Origin of the sequence: Citricoccus sp., assembly GCF_035445025.1 — a bacterium.
Lineage (GTDB): Bacteria > Actinomycetota > Actinomycetes > Actinomycetales > Micrococcaceae > Citricoccus.
The window spans coordinates 21786-38532 of record NZ_DAOMPX010000015.1 but is presented as its reverse complement, the minus strand read 5'-3'; the positions used below and the strand labels follow the sequence as shown (position 1 = coordinate 38532).

The following is a 16747-nucleotide window of genomic DNA, read 5'->3' as shown; positions in this document are numbered from 1 at the left end:
TCGTGGACGGGGCCGGTCGGCATCACCGGCCAGGTCAGCGGAAACGTGCGGGTCTCGTCTCAGACCCGGACGACCTCCACGGGTCGGTAGTCCCTGCGCAGGCCCATGATGAACTCCTCGGCCTCCTCGAGGCGCTGCTTGGCCAGCAGCCAGTTGTACTTGCGGTAGTGGTACATCGTCTCCTCGGTCTCGCCGTCCGCGATGACCCGGCCGGCGTCCAGCCAGAGGACCCGGGTGCAGGAACTCGTGATCTGCTTGGCGTTGTGGCTGACCAGGACCACGGCCCCGGCTTGCTCGCGCAGCTTCTCCATCCGCGCCTTGGAGCGGTCTCGGAACTGGGCGTCACCGGTGTTCAGCGCCTCGTCCAGGACCAGGATGTCCGGGTTCTTGCTGGTGGCGATCGCGAACCGCAACCGCCCCCCCATCCCGGACGAGTAGGTCTCCATCGGCAGGTGGATGGCATCGCCGAGACCGGCGGACTCCTCGATCTCGGGCAACCGGGCCATCACCTCGGACCGCGGCATGCCCATGGCCAGGCACCCCAGGATGATGTTCTGCCGCCCCGAGATGCTGGGCACCAGGGCAGGGGACACCCCGAGCATCTGCGGGGTGCTCCGGGCCCACACCTGTCCGGTGGTCGGGGTCAGCTTGCCGGCGATGATCCGGCTCAGGGTGGTCTTGCCCGAGCCGTTGCGGCCCACCACCCCGAGGGACTCCCCGGTGCCCACCACGAGCGAGAACTGCTCCAGGGCGTAGACCGAGACCCGCGGTTCCCGGCGCACGGCCCCGTACACGATCCGCTTGTGCCACGGCAGCCTGCCCTGCAGTTCCTTCTTGGTCGACGAGACCTTGAAGGTCATCGAGATGCCGTCCAGGACCAGGGCCGGATTCTCGCCGCGGTCGACGGCCGGAGGCACGGCGCGCTCGGCGGCCGCCGCGGTGTCCTGGTCGCCGGACGGGTCGAGCAGGTCGTCCTCGTCGTCGTCATCGTCGGCCTCGGGCATCTCGAGGCGCTTCTTCGGGGCCGAGGTCATCGGGTCTCCTCCTTGCCGTACTTCTCGTCGGCTCGCCAGAACACGAGGGTGCCGACGACCGCCAGTCCCAGCGCCCATCCTCCGAGGATCAGCCAGTTGTCCCACCCCGGCGTGGTGGAGTACAGCAACGACTCGCGCGTCATCGTCAGGACCTGGTGCATGGGGTTGAGCTCGAGGATCGCCAGGATGTCCGGGTCGCTCACGAACCGCTCCACCGAGTAGAACACTCCGGAGCCGTAGAGCCAGAGCCGGATCGCGAAGGTGATGAGCTGCGCCACGTCCCGCACCCGGGACACCCAGCGGGCCAGGATCAGGCCGATGCCCAGGCCCATCAGGACCTGCAGGAAGAGGATCGGCACCAGCAGCAGCCACCGCCAGGTGACCTCCTCCTGTTCCGGGAGGACCAGGATGAGCAGGAACATCATCACCAGCGCCGGCAGGAAGGCGAACAGTTCCTTGACCACCGCCGAGATGGGCATGGCGGCACGCGGGAAGTCGAACGCCTTGACCACGGCCCGGTTGGCCACCAGGCTGTTGGCGCCCTGGGTCACGCACCGCGAGGTGAACTGGAACATGAACACGCCGATGACGAGGAAGCCCAGGTAGTTCTCCACACCCCGGCTGGTCTGCAGGAGCACGCCGAAGACCAGGAAGTAGGTCAGCCCGTTGAGCAGGGGGGTGAGGACCAGCCAGACGTTGCCGAGCAGGTTGTTCCGGTTGCGGGTGCCCACGGAGGCGCGCGCCTCGAAGACGATGAAGTCCCGGTACCGCCACAACCGGGCGAGGTAGTGGTGCAGGGGCAACCGGGCCCCCACTCGCTCCAGGCCTGACATGCGCACCTGCACGTGTTCGGGTCCTGCCGCGACGGCCACCTTCGCATCGGCCCGTTCGGCGCTCTTCGGCACGTGCTCTCCGTTCATCTGAAGCAGGACGCCGCCGCCGGGGGCTGGGGACGGTCATCACTGCCGAACAGTATAGGGCGGTCACGGCCGTGGACCCGGGTCACCGCGGACCTGGCCGGACACCGCCGGCGGGGACCAGGGCGGGCCGATGGGAACTGCCGGCCCGGCGCCGTCCGGACGGCGTGCCGCCGTCCAACCCCGCGGTACACGGTTGCGGCGGTAGCATCGGACCGGACCGTATCCATCCTGAGCACCACCCAGCGAGGAAGCATTCGATGACGCGCAAGAAGATCATGCCGATCTACGGCACCCGCCCCGAGGCCATCAAGATGGCCCCCATCGTCCGGGCGCTGAACGCCGACGAGCGCTTCGACTGCTTCACCACCGTGACCGGCCAGCACCGCGAGATGCTCGACCAGGTCAACGACCTGTTCGGCATCACCCCCGATGCCGACCTGAACATCATGCTCCCGAACCAGACCCTCAACGGGATCATGGGTCGCACCCTGTCCGGTCTCGACAGCCTCATCCAGGAACAGCGGCCGGACGCCGTGGTGGTCCAGGGTGACACCACCACCTCGACCGCCGGTGCGATCGCCGCGTTCTACCTGGGGGTCCCCGTGGTGCACGCCGAGGCCGGGCTGCGCAGCGGCAACCTGTTCTCCCCGTTCCCGGAGGAGGCCAACCGCAAGATCACCTCCCAGATCGCCTCCCTGCACCTGGCCCCGACCTCCACGTCGAAGGCCAACCTGCTGCGGGAGGCCGTGACCGAGGAGGACGTCGTGGTGACGGGGAACACCGTCATCGACGCCCTGCTGACCACCGTCGAGAAGAAGGTCCCGTTCACCGACCCCGAGCTGGGCGCTCTCGCGGAGCGGGTGGCCTCCGGCACGGGACGCGTGCTGCTGGTCACGACGCACCGGCGCGAGAACCAGGGCGATGCGATGCGCGGGGTGGGCCGCGCCCTGGCCCGGCTGGCGGCCCGGTTCCAGGACGTGACCATCGTGCTGCCGGCCCACCGCAACCCCGTGGTGCGCGAGGCCGTCCTCCCCGCGCTCGAGGGCCTGGACAACGTCCTGGTGACCGAGCCCCTGGCCTACGGCGAGTTCACCCACCTCATGGACGTGTCCGAGGTCGTGCTGACCGACTCGGGCGGAGTCCAGGAGGAGGCCCCGTCCCTGGGCAAGCCGGTGCTGGTCATGCGCGAGAACACCGAGCGCCCCGAGGCGGTCACGGCCGGAACGGTCAAGCTCATCGGCACCGACGAGGAGCGGATCGTCTCGGAGGTCTCCGAGCTGCTGACCGACCGCGCGGCGTACGACACCATGGCCCAGGCCGTGAACCCCTACGGCGACGGACGGGCCGCCGAGCGGACCGCGGCCGCCATCGCCCAGCTGCTCGGGGTCGGAGAGCGCATCGACGAGTTCGGCGTCTGAGCGTACGGACCCGCCAGCGGCGGGGACAGGGGCCCGTCGGCCGGGTGGTGTGCAGCCGCGCCGCGGCAGCACACCACCCGTCGGCTCCCGTCCGGCGCCGCTAGCGCCTCCGGGCGCGCTCGTTCTCCCGGTCGATCCACGCCAGGCGCATGCGGCGGCGTGCCAGGCCGGTCGCGGCGGGCACCACCTCGTCCAGCGCGGGGAGCACCTCCGACCATGAGCGCGGCCACCAGGACCCCGGGTTCAGCTGGAGCCGCATCTGGCGCACCAGCGCGTCCAGTGCCGCCGTGCCATCCCGCTCCAGGCCCCGGATCACCCTCGTGTCCAGGGGTGCCTCCAGGCCCCCCAGCCGGGGGGCCAGGTCCAGTCCGGCGTCCAGGTCCCCGATCAGGTCCGGGCGGCCGATGGAGTTCAGCAGGGCGGAATTCTTCGTGTTCGGTGACAGGGCCAGCGAGGGGATGCCGTAGCGCAGGGCCACCAGCAGGCCGTGGAACTTCATGGTCGCGAAGGCCGTCAGGGCGCCGATCGCCGCGGAGATCTCGTCCGGGGTCCGCCCCGAGACCACCGAGTCCGGGGTGAACGGCAGTTGGGCCATGGCCGGGGCGTCCCGGTGCCGCTGCCTGCCGTTGCCCAGTTCCAGGACACTGATGGCGTAACCGTGGTCCCGGGCCGCCTCGACGAGCCGTGCGAGCCCGGAATAGTCATTGTCCTGGTCGAACTTGCCCTGCCGTACGCTGATGCCCAGCGTCGGCCGGCCCCCCGTGCCCAGCAGGCCGGCGTCCGGCTCGGGCAGCGGCAGGCCGAACACCAGGTCCGGGTGGACCTCGACCGGCACGCGCGGCCGCAGCTGGGCACGGATCCACGCGGCCGATTCCTCGTCCCGGGCGCTGATGTACTGCACGTTGGGATGGCCGAAGAACTCCGCCATCTCGTCGATGACGGGCTGGCGCCGGAGCCGGTCGTGCAGGGTCACGCCGACGCCGCACACGTACACCGGCCTCCGCAGCCATTCCCGGCGCCAGTACAGCTCGGAGACGCGATCGGTCAGCACCAGGTCACCGCCCCCGATGACGATCGCCTCGTAGGCGTCCACGACGGTGCCCGGGTCCCGGCTCAGGTAGGGCGGGACCAGGACGTCGTGCGCCACCGATACGTCGAAGTGGGGCGAGAGCACACGTCGCCAGAGCTGCAGGAACAGCTCATCGCCGTAGTTGCCCCAGCCGAAGAAGCCGACCAGCCCGACCGCCGGCCGGTTCCGGTAGGCGGCCACGAGGTCCCCGCGACGCCTCATCCCGCGATGCCGGGGCCGGCACCCCGCGCGGCCCCGGTGGCGGTGGTTCCGGCCTCGGGCGGTGCGGCGTCCAGGCCCAGACCCTCCCGGATGGCGAGGGCCAGCTGCGGGGAGACCACGCGCCAGTGGTGCCGTTCGGCGAAGGCCCGGGCCGCGGTCCGGGCAGCGGTGGTCGTCAGCCGCTCGGCCCGTTCCAGGGCGTCGGCGACGTCCCGGGCGGAGCCGCCGTCGAAGAACTCGGTGAACTCGCCGGAGAGCAGCGACGGCAGCACGCCGACCCGGGCGGCCACCAGTGGCAGGTCGAAGCTCGGCCCGAGCAGGGCGCCCCCGGAGTTCAGGGCCCGCTCGTGCGGCAGGACCATGACGTCGGCGGCGCGCAGCAACCGCTGCACGTGGTCTCCCGGGACGCGGCGGTCCTGGACCAGGACGTAGGGATGCATCCGCAGCTGGCTCACGAGTGCACGGGTCTGCCGGTCGGATCCCGCGCCGCCGGCGATGATGAGCCGGCGGGGCCGCGCGGACCGCTCCAGGAGCAGGTTGAAGGCCTCCACCAGCCGTTCGATCCCCTTGTAGGCCTTGATCGCCCCGACCACGGCGTAGACCATCTCGTCCGGCTCGATGCCGAGCATGATCCGGGCGTGGTCCCGCGGCAGGTAGTCCTCGTAGGAGCCCAGGTAGGAGGGGTGCGGCACGCAGACGATCCGGTCCGCGGGCAGGGACAGGACCTCCTGGACCAGTTGCGGGGTGTCCTCGCTCATGACGTGGATGAGGTCCGCGACGTCGGCGACGGCCTGCTGCAGGCGCAGTTCCTCCTCGAGGAAGGCCGCGTCGTGGTTGACGACGTTGTGCACGGTCCACACGAGCCGGCCGCCGGCCTCACGGAAGCGGTGCACCTCGGCCAGGAACCGGTCGATCCTCACGGCGGCGTCCTTCGCGCTGGTGGCGCCCTGGGTGACGAACGCGAGCCAGTGCAGGTGGTAGATGACGCCACGGCTCTGGCCCTGCAGCCGGGCGAGCGTGCCGAAGGACCAGGGATCGGTCACCGGGGTGACCGCCAGCCCGTGGTCGCCGAACGAGGCGTAGGACAGGGCCTGGTAGGGATTCATCCGGGCCACGGGTCCGTACCCGAACAACCAGGGTTCGGCGTTGTCCCGGATGGTGTAGTAGCGCGCGGCCGAGACGGCCTCGTGCACCGGCGAGCCCTCCTCGGGCACCATGCCCTTGAACTGCAGCTCCACGTCCTATGCTCCTTCGGTCGTTGCGGTGGCGCGACGTCGCGCCCGCGTGATGACGGACTCGAACACGGTGCGGTACCGCGGCCCGTTGTGCTTCCACTGCCGTTCGGCCTCGACCCAGTCCCGGCCCGCGCGGCCGAGCCGGGCGCGCTCGGCCGGGTCGGCCAGCAGTCCCTGCACGACGTCGGCCAGGGAGACGTGGTCCTCCGGCTCGAACAGCAGCCCGCGGTGCGGGGCGTCCACGATCTCGGCCAGGGCCGGCAGGTCCGAGACGACCACGGGCCGTTCCAGGACCATGGCCTCGAAGGGCTTGAGGGGCGTCACGTAGGTGGCCGCCCGCTCCCGGACCCGCGGGACGACGAAGACGTCGATGAGCCGGTAGTAGTCCGGAACCCTCTCGTGCGGGACGGGGCCGGTGAAGACCACCCGGTCGCTCACCTTCAGCGCGGCGGCCAGCCCCTTGAGCTCGGTGACGCGATCTCCCCCGCCCACCAGGACGCACTGGGCCCGGACGCCCCGTTCCTGCAGCAGGGCCGCTGCGCGGACCAGCAGCTCCTGGCCCTCCCGGTAGTGGTCCATGTTGGACACGTAACCGAAGGTCGGCATCGTGATCCCGTGCCGTGACGCCAGGTCCTCGTCCCTCTCGCCCGGGGAGAAGTTCTCGAGGTTCACCCCGTTGGGCACCAGGCTGATCCTCTCCGGCGGCACGCCGCGGGAGACCAGTTCGTCCCGCATGGCCGTGCCGAGGGTCAGCACGTGGTCGGCCTCGCGCATGCACACGTTCTCCACGGCCACGCGGCGCCGGAAGATCTCCGAGTCGTCCTCGACCTCCGTCTCCGAGGTCCAGTTGGACTCGAAGAAGGACCGCACCTCGTAGACCACGGGGATCCCGGTCTTGGCCTTGAGTGCCAGGGCCACCAGCGCCGTCTCGAAACCGCGGCGTCCGGAGGAGACGTGGATGACGGCCGGGCGGATCTCCCGGACCTTGCGATAGGCCAGCCAGGCGAAGTCCTCGAGCCAGCGGTCGCTGGGCACCGTGCCGTAGCCGATGCCGGTGTCCAGCCGGTGATGGACGATGCCCTCGAAGTCCTCGACCGGGGCGAAGGCGTCCCCCACCACGCTGCGGGGGAAGCCGGGTTCGGTCAGCACGACCGGTTCGAGGCCGGCGGCCTTCTCGGCCTTGAAGTTCTCGTGGCTGCGGGAGGTGAAGCCGTTGGAGAAGAACGGCCGGGATTCCTTGACCAGGTGCAGCACGATGTTGTCCGCGGCCGGCGTCACGGGGTCGACCGGGCCGGGGATCCTCGGGAACCAGCCGGACAGTTCGCGGGCCCGGCCGTTGACCTGGGCGAGGTTCTGCCGGAAGGCCGGGTCGGTGCCCGCCAACCGCGCGGTGGCATCGAGCTGTTCGGTGATCGCGCCCGCGCGGATCGCCAGTCTGCGCGAGGCGAGCTCGAAGGCGCGGTCCCCGCCGAGGTCCTCGCCGAGCACGTCCCGCCACAGCAGGCCCACCCCATAGCCCTCGGGCCCCTGGGGCGCCAGGGCCTGGTTGCCGGCCACCGACGGCCCGGCCGCGGCCAGGCGCCGGACCTGCCGGAGGTCACGGGCCCACTCGACGGGTTCGCGCAGGGTGTTGTAGTAACCGATCCGGGCGAGTGTCCGGCCGGCGGCGGGCAGCGAGAGCTCCCCAGCGCGCACGCTGCCGCGGAACCGGACCAGGTGTTCCCTCAGCTTCCGGGCCCGGCGCCGCAGCTCCCTCTTCGGGCGCAGGCTCTCCACCCCGAGCGGGTGCTTCCACAGGGCGGTCAGGGCGTTGCGCTCGGCGGTCACCTCGGTCAGCTCCGCGTGGGCCCGGCGCAGTTGTTCCCGCAGGAGCCGATTCTGCCGGGACTCCGACGGGCCGTGCTCGTCGGTGATGATGTGGTGCTCGATGGTGGTCTCCCGAGGTGGATGGTCTGGCTCGACGCGATTCTAGCGAGCGGGGTTCCCGGCGCCGAAAACCCCGGTCCCGGCGCCCAACCGGTCGCGGACCTGCCGCGCCAGGTCGGCGCTGACGCGTTCCGCGTGGTGCCGCGCGGCGAAGGCGCGGGCGGCCGCCCGCGCCTCGGGGACCAGCAGGCGGTCTGCGCGCTGCAGGCTGGCGGCCACGTCATCCGGCGCGGAACCGGTGAGGAACTCGGTGAAGGATCCATCGAGGGTGCCGGGCAGCACGCCCACCCGGTTGGCCACGAGGGGCAGGTCGAAGCTCGGTCCGAGCATGGCGGCACCGGAGTTGAGGGCCACCTGGTGCGGCAGCACCATGAGGTCGGCGGCTCGCAGCAGGTACTGGACCTGGTCGTTGGGCACCTTGACGTCGTGCAGCAGCACGTGCGGGTGCATGCGCAGCCGCCGCAGCAGCCGGCGCGTCCTGGCGTCCCGGTCAGGTCCGCCGGCGATCACCAGGCGGCGCGGGACGTCCGAGCCGGCCACCAGCCGGTCGAAGCCGGCCACCAGGGTCTCGATGCCCTTGTAGGCCTTGATGGCCCCGAAGACCACGTAGACGACCTCGTCCTCGTGCAGGCCGAGCATGGTCCGGGCCTGGTCGCGCGGGACGACGTCCGGGTAGGCGCCCAGGTAGCTGGGGTGGGCAGACACCACGGTCCGGGCCGGGTCGAGCACCAGGAAGTCGGCCACCAGCTCGGCGGTGTCCTCACTCATGACGTGGACGATGTCCGCCAGGTCGGCCACGGACTGCTGCAGGGCCCGCTCGACGTTGAGGTAGACGGCATCATGCGGGGCCAGGTTGTGGACGGTCCAGACGAGGCGACCGCCGGCGTCCCGGAACCGGCGCAGGCGCTCGAGGTACGTTCCCATCAGCGCCTCTGCCTGCTGCTCGGACTTCGCGCCGCGCAGCACCGTGTTCAGCCAGTGCAGGTGCAGCACGATGCCCCGGGTCTGGTCCATCAGGGGGATCAGTGCCTCGAAGGACTCGGGGTCCAGTACCGGGGACACGGCCAGTCCCTCGTCGCCGAAGTGGCGGTAGGTCAGGGCCTGGTAGGGGTTCATCCGGGCGACCGGGGTGTAGGCCACCAGCCACGGCCGTTCCCCGCCGGCCGCAACGGTGGCGTTGCGCACCGCGGCCAGTGCCTCGTGGACGGGGGACCCTGGCTCGGTGCGGAATCCCTGTAGCTGCAATTGCACGGCCGTGCTCCTTAGTCGGTTCCCTGGTGGTCGGCCGGCTGGTCGGCGGGGACGCGGTCCACGCTGGGCCCGGCGACCCGCTCGAAGACCTCCGCGTAGCGGGGGCCGTTGTGCTTCCACTGGCGCTCGGACTCGATCCAGGCCCGTCCGGCCCGGCCCAGCCGTTCGCGCTCGGCGGGGTCGTCCAGCAGCTCGGCCACGGCCCGGGCCAGCGACGGCACGTCCTCGGCGACGAACGTGCGCCCGCGCTCCGGGGCCGCCACGATCTCCGTGAGGGCCGGGAGGTCGGAGACCAGGACGGGCCGTTGCATGGCCATGGCCTCGAAGGGCTTGAGCGGGGTGACGTAGACGGCGGCGCGTTCCCGGATGCGCGGGACCACGAAGACGTCGATGAGACCGTAGAGGTCCGCGATCTCGGTGTGGTCCACCGGGCCGGTGAAGATCACCCGGTCCTCGATCCCGTGCCGGGCGGCGAGCCCCTTCAGGGTCTGGACCCGTCCACCGCCGCCCACCAGCACGCACTGGGCGTCGATCCCCTGCTCCTTCAGCAGCACCGCGGCCTCGATGAGCAGCTCCTGGCCCTCCCGGCGGTGGTCCATGTTGGAGACGTAGCCGAAGGTCGGCATGGTGATCCCGTAGCGCTCGGCGAGGCCGGCATCGCGCGGTCCCGGGCGGAAGTTCTCCAGGTTCACGGCGTTGGGCACCAGGGACACCTTGGCGGCGTCGACGCCGCGGGAGATGATCTCGTCCCGCATCGCGGTCCCGAGCGTCAGCACGTGGTCCGCGGCCTGCATGCAGCGGGTCTCGACCTCCATGCGGCGCCGGAAGATCTCCCCCGACTCCTCCATTTCCAGGTTGGGCGTCCAGTTCGCCTCGAAGAAGGACCGCACCTCGTAGACCACGGGGATCCCGGTCTTCTCCTTCAGGGCCAGGGCCACCAGGGCGGTCTCGAAGCCGCGGCGGCCGGAGGAGACGTGGATGACGTCGGGGCGGATCCTGCGGACCTGCTGCCAGGCCAGCCAGGCGAAGTCCTCCTGCCAGCGGTCGGCGGGGACCTTGGCGTAGTCCACGCCGGTGTCCAGCCGCCGGTGCTCGATCCCGTCGTAGACCTCCACGGCGTCGAAGTCCCCTCCCACCACCGACCGGGGGAACCCGGGCTCGGTCAGGACCACGGGCGTCCAGCCCGCCTGCTGTTCGGCCTTGAAGTTCTGGTGGCTGCGCGAGGTGAAGCCGTTGGAGAAGTAGGGCCGGGACTCCTTGACCAGGTGCAGCACGACCCGCCGGCCGGCCGGTTCCACGGGCTCGAACCCGCCGGGGATCCGGGGCAGCCAGCCGGAGAGCTCGGCGGCCCGCCCGTTGACCTCGGCCAGTGCGCCGGCCATCCGGGGCGCCCGGTGCGTGGACTGCGCCAGGGTGTCCAGGGACGTGGAGATGCTGCCGGCCCGGTTGGCCAGCCGGCGCAGTTCGTCCAGGTAGGCACCGTATGCCGTCGAGTCCGGGTCCTGGCCGTACCGGTCGGCCAGCAGGTCCAGCCACAGCCGGGCGCGGGGGCCCTCGAGCTCGGCCGGGTCCAGGGCCATCAGGGGGCCGGCCCCCGCGTGCCGGTGGGCCCGCGCCCGGCGGCGCAACCGGACCAGTTCCGCCAGGGCCTCGGCCGGCACGCTGCCGAGCTGGTCGTAACCGATCCTCAGGGCCTCGCGCACGGCGGCCGCCGGGGCCAGCCGGCCGGAGGCGGCGTCCCGGACCACGCCCACACCCCGGCGGCGCAGCTCCCGGGCCCGCCCGCGCAGCGCCCCGGCCAGTCCCCCGGGCACGTCCAGGGTCAGGGCGCTGAGCCGGCCGCGCAGGGCCAGGCGTTCGGACGTGCGTTCGGTCAGTTCGTCGTGCAGGGTGTAGAGCTCCTGCCTCAACAGCTCGACCTGGGTCTGCAGGTCCGGCTCGGCCGGCATCTCGTCGATCGGCTGCTGCGGCACGGTGGCTCCTTCGGTCGGCGGGTGGGGTCGGCGGGTCCCGGGTGTCGGGCGCCGGGAGGACGCGGTCCGGGTCAGGGCCGCTCGCCCGGTTCCACGCCCAGGGCGGCGTAGACGGCGGTGTAGGCCTCGGCGTTCTGCTGCCAGGTCCGGGTCCGCAGGGCCCATGCACGTCCGGCCTCCCCCAGTCGCTGACGTCGTCCGGGGTCGGCCAGCAGCCCGGACAGGGCGTCGGCCAGGGCCGCATCGTCCCCGGGCGGCACGAGCAGGCCGGTGAGCCCGTCCTGGACGAGTTCCGCCAGGGCGGGCAGGTCGGAGGCCACCACGGGCCGGGCGGAGGCCGAGGCCTCCACCGTCTTCATGGGCGTGACGACCCGGGTGACCGGCAGGTCCCGGCGCGGCACCACGAAGACGTCGAGGGCGGCGTGGTTCCAGCGGGCCTCGGAGCGCGGCACCCGGCCGGTGAACTGGCAGCGGCCCTCCACGCCCAGGTCACGGGCCAGCACCCGCAGCGCCGGCAGGGACACCCCGTCGCCGACGACCCGCAGCCGCAGCCGCGGGTGCTGCGGGGCGAGCCGGGCCACGGCCCGCACGAGCACGTCCAGTCCCTCATAGTCGACCACCGAGCTCACGGTCCCGACCAGGACGTCGTCCGGGTCCAGGCCCAGGTGCGCACGTGCCTCGGCCCGCCCGGGCGGTTCGGGGACGAAGGCCTCGTCGACGGCGTTGGGACACAGCCGGATGGATCCCGCGGGCACGCCCGCACCGAGCAGCCGGGCCCGCATCTGCTCGCCCAGGGTCACGACGGCGTCGGCGGCCCGGGCCGCCTCGTCCTCGCGAGCACGGAACTCACGGTAGTACTCGGAGTCCAGGGCCCCGGCCGGACGCGTGGCGGCCCAGCTGTCCGCCCGCTGGCCGCGGACCTCGTAGACCCAGGGCAGACCGTGGGCGCGGGCGACGGCGTCGACGACGAGGGCGTTCGTGAAGTGCGTGGTGGTGTGGAGCAGTGCCGGGCGCAACCGTTCGACCTCCGCCGAGAGCAACCGGGCGTGCTGGTCCAGGCGGGCGACGGCGTCCCGGGCCAGCGCGCCCGGCAGCAGCCGGCGGTAGTGCACCCCGTCCACCTCGTCCTCGCGCCGCGCCCACGGGATGCCGACCTCCACCGGGTACCCGGGGCGGGTGACGGCGTGGACGTCGAAGCCGGCACCGGCCAGTGACCTCAGGACACCGTGGCTGCGCTGGGCGTAGCCGCTGGTGGTGTGCGGCAGGGAACTCGTCAGCACGTGCAGGACCCGGCCGGGCACCGCGGGGGCGCCCCGGACGGGCCCGGGGTCGGGGCGGTGTCCGGCCAGCACGCGCCGTTCCGCCTCCAGCCGGGCGGCCAGGGCGCGGTTGCGCCCGTGGCGCCGGGCCAGGTCGACGGCACCCGTCACGTCACCGTGGTACAGGGCCACCCGGGCCGCCGCCGCGTGCCAGGGGGCCGTCCGGACGGCCTCGGGGACGGACGCCAGCAGGGCCCCGGCGGTCGCGGCGTCCCCGGAGCCCAGGGCCGCGGTCGCCATGACCGCGGCCCCCCGGGCCCCGGGTGCGCCGGCACCGTCCAGGGCGCGGCGCGCGGCGTCGTCGTGCCCGAGCACCTGGTGCCCGACGGCGGCCACGGCCCCGCCGGCGAACGTGCCGGTCCTCGTCAGCAGCCCGGCCACCGGCCGGGTGACGGAGTCCGGCAGGCGTCGGGACAGCTGCAGGGCGAACTGCACCGGGTCCTGGGACACCTCACCGCGGACGGTGCGCAGGGTGGCCCGGGCGTTGGCCAGCCAGGGGGTACCGGCTCCTCGCGTCACCGCTTGCGCCACTGCCCCCGGGTGTCCACGACCCGCTTGTCGGCCACGCGGTCGCCGAGCCCGGCGAAGGCCGTGTGGTCCACGAGCAGCACGATGATGTCGGCGGCCTGAACGGCCTCCTGCGTCTGGGCCAGGCGCAGGTTCTCGTACCCGGCCAGGGCGGCCGGCAGCTCGTCCACGTGCGGTTCCACCGCCAGGATCGTGGACCCGGTGAACTCCTGGGCCATCCTGGCGGTGATGCTCAGTGCCGGGGACTCGCGCAGGTCATCGATGTTGGGCTTGAACGCCAGCCCCAGCGCGGCGATCACCGGGGCCCGGCCGGTGGCGTTCTGCACGTCGAAGGCCTCGGCCTTGACCTGGCGCACCACCCACTCGGGCTTGGCGTCGTTGATCTCCCGGGCGCTGCGGATCAACCGGGCCTGGTCCGGGGCGGCATCGACGATGAACCACGGGTCCACCGCGATGCAGTGCCCGCCCACGCCCGGACCCGGCTGCAGGATGTTCACCCGCGGATGGCGGTTGGCCAGCTCGATGAGCTCCCACACGTCGATGTCCAGCTCGGCGCAGATCATCGACAGCTCGTTGGCGAAGGCGATGTTCACGTCCCGGAACGAGTTCTCCACGAGCTTGGCCAGCTCGGCGGTGCGGGTGTCCGTCAGCAGGATCTCACCCTGGCAGAACGTCTCGTACAGCGCCTTGGTGCGCTCGGCCGCCTCCGGGGTGGACCCGCCCACGATCCGGTCGTTGCTCACCAGCTCGGTCATCACCTTGCCCGGCAGCACCCGCTCCGGGCAGTGGGCGAACTGCAGCGAGCGCTGCCCGGCCAGGTCCGGGCGCTCGGCGTAGACCACCTGGGCCAGCTGCTCGGTGGCCCCGGGCGGGGAGGTGGACTCCAGGATGACCAGTTCCCCGCCGCGCAGCTGCGGGGCCAGCCCCCGGCCGGCGGCCTCGATGTAGGACAGGTCCGCGCTCTTGTCCGCGTGGAACGGGGTCGGCACGGCCACGATGTAGGCATCGGCCGCCGGGGTCTGCGTGCTGGCCGAGAGCAGGCCCTCGGAGACCGCCTTGCGCACGTAACCGTCCAGGTCCGGCTCCACGAACGGGACACTGCCGGCGTTGACCGCGTCGACCGTGCGCTGGGACACGTCCACGCCGTACACGCGGATCCCATTGCCGGCCAGCACGGCCGCCGTCGGCAACCCGATGTAACCCAGGCCGATCACGGCGACGCTGGAGATGTCTGTCATGTGAGAAGTCCTTCAGTCGGTGGAGCCGGGCGGCAGGCCACCCCGTGGGGCGCACCGTGGGACACGGTGTCCGCTGTTCGTGGGGGCCGGGGACCGCTGGCGAATCCGGTCAGAGGCGATTATAGGGTCTGGCCCCGGCGGTCCCGCGCATCACGGCCTGCCGGGCCAGCCCCACGAACCGCCGGCCCAGCTCGGGCAGGTCGGCGTTCCGGCGCACCCAGTCCCGGCCACGGTCGTCGACGGCGGTGCTCACCGGATCGGCGGCGAGCCGGCGCCAGCAGGCGGCCAGGACCTCCGCGTCCGCGGGCACGAGAGTGGCGGCACCGGAGGACTCGAGCACCCGTGCGGCCTCGCCGGTGACCATCCCGGTGATGTGCCGGCCGACGGCGAGCAGTTCATAGGTCTTGGATGGGATCGTCCACTCGAAGCTGGGCCAGTCCGGGCGCAACGCGACCAGGCACGTGTCGGCCCACTCGTACTGTTCGCGCAGCCGGGCCCCGTGCACCGGCTCCAGCATCTGCGCGGGTCCGCCCAGCGAGTCGTTGAGGGCCGCGAGCGCCTCGCGCCGCGTCCCCGATCCGACCAGGCGCACGGTGATCCGCTCCGCACCGTCCCGCACCAGTGCGGCCGCGCGGATGACGGTCTCCAGCCCCTGGCTCTCTCCGTGGTTGCCCAGGTAGAGCACGTTGAGCTCCCCCGCCGCCCGCGCGCGCGCCGGCACGGACCGGAGCTGCCGCAGGGGCACGCCGTTGCCGACCACCTCCACCGGGGAGATGCCCCGCTCCACCAGGCGCTCGGCGAAGCCCTCGGTCACGGTCACCACGAGGTCGGCCGCCCGCTGGGTGCCGGTGACGAGGGACTCCATGATCCGGCTCAGGGCCCCCGCGGAGACCCCGGACTCCCGGGCCAGGTCCGGCCACGCGTCCCGCATCTCCACGATCAGCGGCACCCGGCGCAACCGGGAGAGGGTCCACCCCGCGACGACGGTCGGCAGGGCGGGCACGGTGATCACCAGCACGTCCGGCCGGTCGGCGCGCAGGGCCACCGGAACGGCGGCCAGGGCGTGGACGATGTGGCCCAGGAACCGGCCGTCGCGGCTGCCGGCCAGGGCGGGAAGCCGCAGGGTCCGCAGGATCCGTTCGCCGTGCGGTCCCCGGCGCCGACGGGCGTCGACGGCGGTGGTCCCGCCCGGCACCTGCGCGGGGTCGGCCGGCGGGGCCACCACGTCGACGTCCCAGCCCTCCTGGCGGAAGGCCTCGACGAAGGCGGTCCATCGCCGCTCGGGCGGGGTGCGTTCGGGCAGGTAGGAGTGCGTGATGAGCTGGACGCGCACGGGTCAGGACCCCACGCAGGGGTTGACCGGGACGACCGGCTCGGCAGAGGTCCCGCCCGGGGTCCCCGTGCCGCCGTCCCCGGGGGTCGGCGCGTCCGAGGTGCCCGGACCGCCGGTGGCGCCGGGTTCGTCCGTCCCGGTCGTCGCGGGAGCGGAGGACGGTTCGGCGGACGGCGCCGGGGAGGTGGCCTTGCCGGACGGCGTCGCGCCGCCGTCCGGGCCGTCCTGGCCCTCCTCGGTTCCGCCGGACAGGTACTCGTCCAGCTGGTCGTCCCGCAGGGCACGGCGCAACTCGGCCATGGCCTCCTCGTCCTGTTCCACGATCGAGGCACCGCCCGGGCCCTCGGTCGGGGACCCGTGCGGCACGGTGAACGTGTGGATGTCCCCGGAGCGGATCCCGTTGAGCTGGAGTCCGTAGCCGGCGATCGTGGCGGCGTCGAGGCCCTCGTCCACGGTGATGAACGGCACGATGGCGTTGATCACGTCCGTGAGTTTCTGGGGGTTGGCCAGCGTGTCCACGGTGAGGACCTGGTCCACCATGGCCGAGACGAACCGCTGCTGGTTGGCCACGCGCTCGAAGTCACCGCCCATGAAGGCCTTGCGCTCGCGCACGTAGCGCAACGCGTCCGCCCCCTGCAGCAGGATCTCCCCCTGCGGGAAGTACGAGGGATTGATCTGCCCGGAGGAGAAGGTGTTGGGGTTGCAGACCTGGACGCCTCCCACGGCCTCGGTCAGCCCGTTGAAGCCCTCGAAGTCGATCACGGCCAGGTGGTCGACGTTCACGCCCACGAGGTTCTCCACGGTCGCGGTCACCAGCGGGTAGCCGCCCAGGCCCAGCGCCGCGTTGATCTTGCGCTCTCCCTCGCCGGGGATCTCGACCCAGAGGTCGCGCACGAGGGACATGACGTAGACGTCCTGGCGGTCCTCCGGGACGTGGACGAGCATCATGGTGTCCGAGCGCTCCCCGTCCTCCCCCTTGTTCTCCGCCGTGTCCATGCCCTCGCCGCGGGAGTCAGACCCGAGCAGCAGCACGTTGAGGGCGCCGTCGTCGACCGCGGCCTGGGTGGCGATGCCCGCATCCACGGTCTGGCGCTTGTCGTTGAAGGCCGTGGCGATCGAGGCGACGTAGATGCCCACGACGACGAGCACGACCAGCACGAGGGCAGCGGCCACCAGGAGCGCGTTGCGGACGGTGTGGCGCCGCCGGGTGGGCTTGCGCACCTCGCGTCGGGGCGCGTACTGACCGGGGTCGGGTGAGGACACAGGGGTTTCCTAACGACT

12 protein-coding genes are annotated in these 16747 nt (G+C 72.4%); 1 reads left to right on the top strand and 11 read right to left on the bottom strand.

Going from position 1 to position 16747, the window contains the following annotated elements; genetic code table 11:
- Window positions 1–59: 59 nt before the first annotated feature.
- Together PLJ28_RS06925 and PLJ28_RS06920 are read right to left on the bottom strand one after the other, a co-directional pair.
- Window positions 60–1034, bottom strand: coding sequence for an ABC transporter ATP-binding protein (locus tag PLJ28_RS06925; protein ID WP_183524828.1), 975 nt, complete (start codon window positions 1032–1034; stop codon window positions 60–62).
- Window positions 1031–1939 (bottom strand): ABC transporter permease, encoded by a 909-nt coding sequence (locus PLJ28_RS06920; RefSeq protein WP_298045196.1) that lies wholly within the window; start codon window positions 1937–1939, stop codon window positions 1031–1033. Before PLJ28_RS06920 ends, PLJ28_RS06925 begins: the two co-directional genes overlap by 4 nt.
- 272 nt (window positions 1940–2211) lie before the next feature.
- Here PLJ28_RS06920 and wecB point away from each other — a divergent pair, with 272 nt between their 5' ends.
- Window positions 2212–3372, top strand: a complete 1161-nt coding sequence (gene wecB, locus PLJ28_RS06915; RefSeq protein WP_183524823.1) for a non-hydrolyzing UDP-N-acetylglucosamine 2-epimerase — start codon at window positions 2212–2214, stop codon at window positions 3370–3372.
- A gap of 100 nt (window positions 3373–3472) precedes the next feature.
- Here the strand turns inward: wecB and PLJ28_RS06910 are convergent, their stop codons facing one another.
- The 9 genes from PLJ28_RS06910 to PLJ28_RS06870 form a co-directional block, all read right to left on the bottom strand.
- The gene (locus PLJ28_RS06910) at window positions 3473–4663 is read right to left on the bottom strand and encodes a polysaccharide pyruvyl transferase family protein (protein WP_183524822.1); all 1191 of its coding nucleotides are present in this window, start codon (window positions 4661–4663) and stop codon (window positions 3473–3475) included.
- Window positions 4660–5901, bottom strand: coding sequence for a glycosyltransferase (locus PLJ28_RS06905; protein WP_183524821.1), 1242 nt, complete (start codon window positions 5899–5901; stop codon window positions 4660–4662). The genes PLJ28_RS06910 and PLJ28_RS06905 overlap by 4 nt, the downstream gene beginning before the upstream one ends.
- A gap of 3 nt (window positions 5902–5904) precedes the next feature.
- The gene (locus PLJ28_RS06900; RefSeq protein WP_298045198.1) at window positions 5905–7725 is read right to left on the bottom strand and encodes a glycosyltransferase family 4 protein; all 1821 of its coding nucleotides are present in this window, start codon (window positions 7723–7725) and stop codon (window positions 5905–5907) included.
- Between the two features lie 141 nt (window positions 7726–7866).
- Window positions 7867–9075 (bottom strand): glycosyltransferase, encoded by a 1209-nt coding sequence (locus PLJ28_RS06895; protein ID WP_183524817.1) that lies wholly within the window; start codon window positions 9073–9075, stop codon window positions 7867–7869.
- Window positions 9076–9086: 11 nt separating this feature from the next.
- Window positions 9087–11048 (bottom strand): glycosyltransferase family 4 protein, encoded by a 1962-nt coding sequence (locus PLJ28_RS06890; protein WP_298045200.1) that lies wholly within the window; start codon window positions 11046–11048, stop codon window positions 9087–9089.
- Window positions 11049–11119: 71 nt separating this feature from the next.
- Window positions 11120–12886, bottom strand: coding sequence for a glycosyltransferase family 4 protein (locus PLJ28_RS06885; RefSeq protein WP_298045202.1), 1767 nt, complete (start codon window positions 12884–12886; stop codon window positions 11120–11122).
- The gene (gene wecC, locus PLJ28_RS06880) at window positions 12883–14133 is read right to left on the bottom strand and encodes a UDP-N-acetyl-D-mannosamine dehydrogenase (RefSeq protein WP_183524811.1); all 1251 of its coding nucleotides are present in this window, start codon (window positions 14131–14133) and stop codon (window positions 12883–12885) included. Before wecC ends, PLJ28_RS06885 begins: the two co-directional genes overlap by 4 nt.
- Before the next feature lie 109 nt (window positions 14134–14242).
- Complete coding sequence (locus PLJ28_RS06875; RefSeq protein WP_183524808.1) at window positions 14243–15466, bottom strand: glycosyltransferase family 4 protein; 1224 nt, start codon at window positions 15464–15466, stop codon at window positions 14243–14245.
- A 3-nt stretch (window positions 15467–15469) separates the two neighbouring features.
- Window positions 15470–16729 (bottom strand): LCP family protein, encoded by a 1260-nt coding sequence (locus PLJ28_RS06870; protein ID WP_298045207.1) that lies wholly within the window; start codon window positions 16727–16729, stop codon window positions 15470–15472.
- Window positions 16730–16747: the final 18 nt, after the last annotated feature.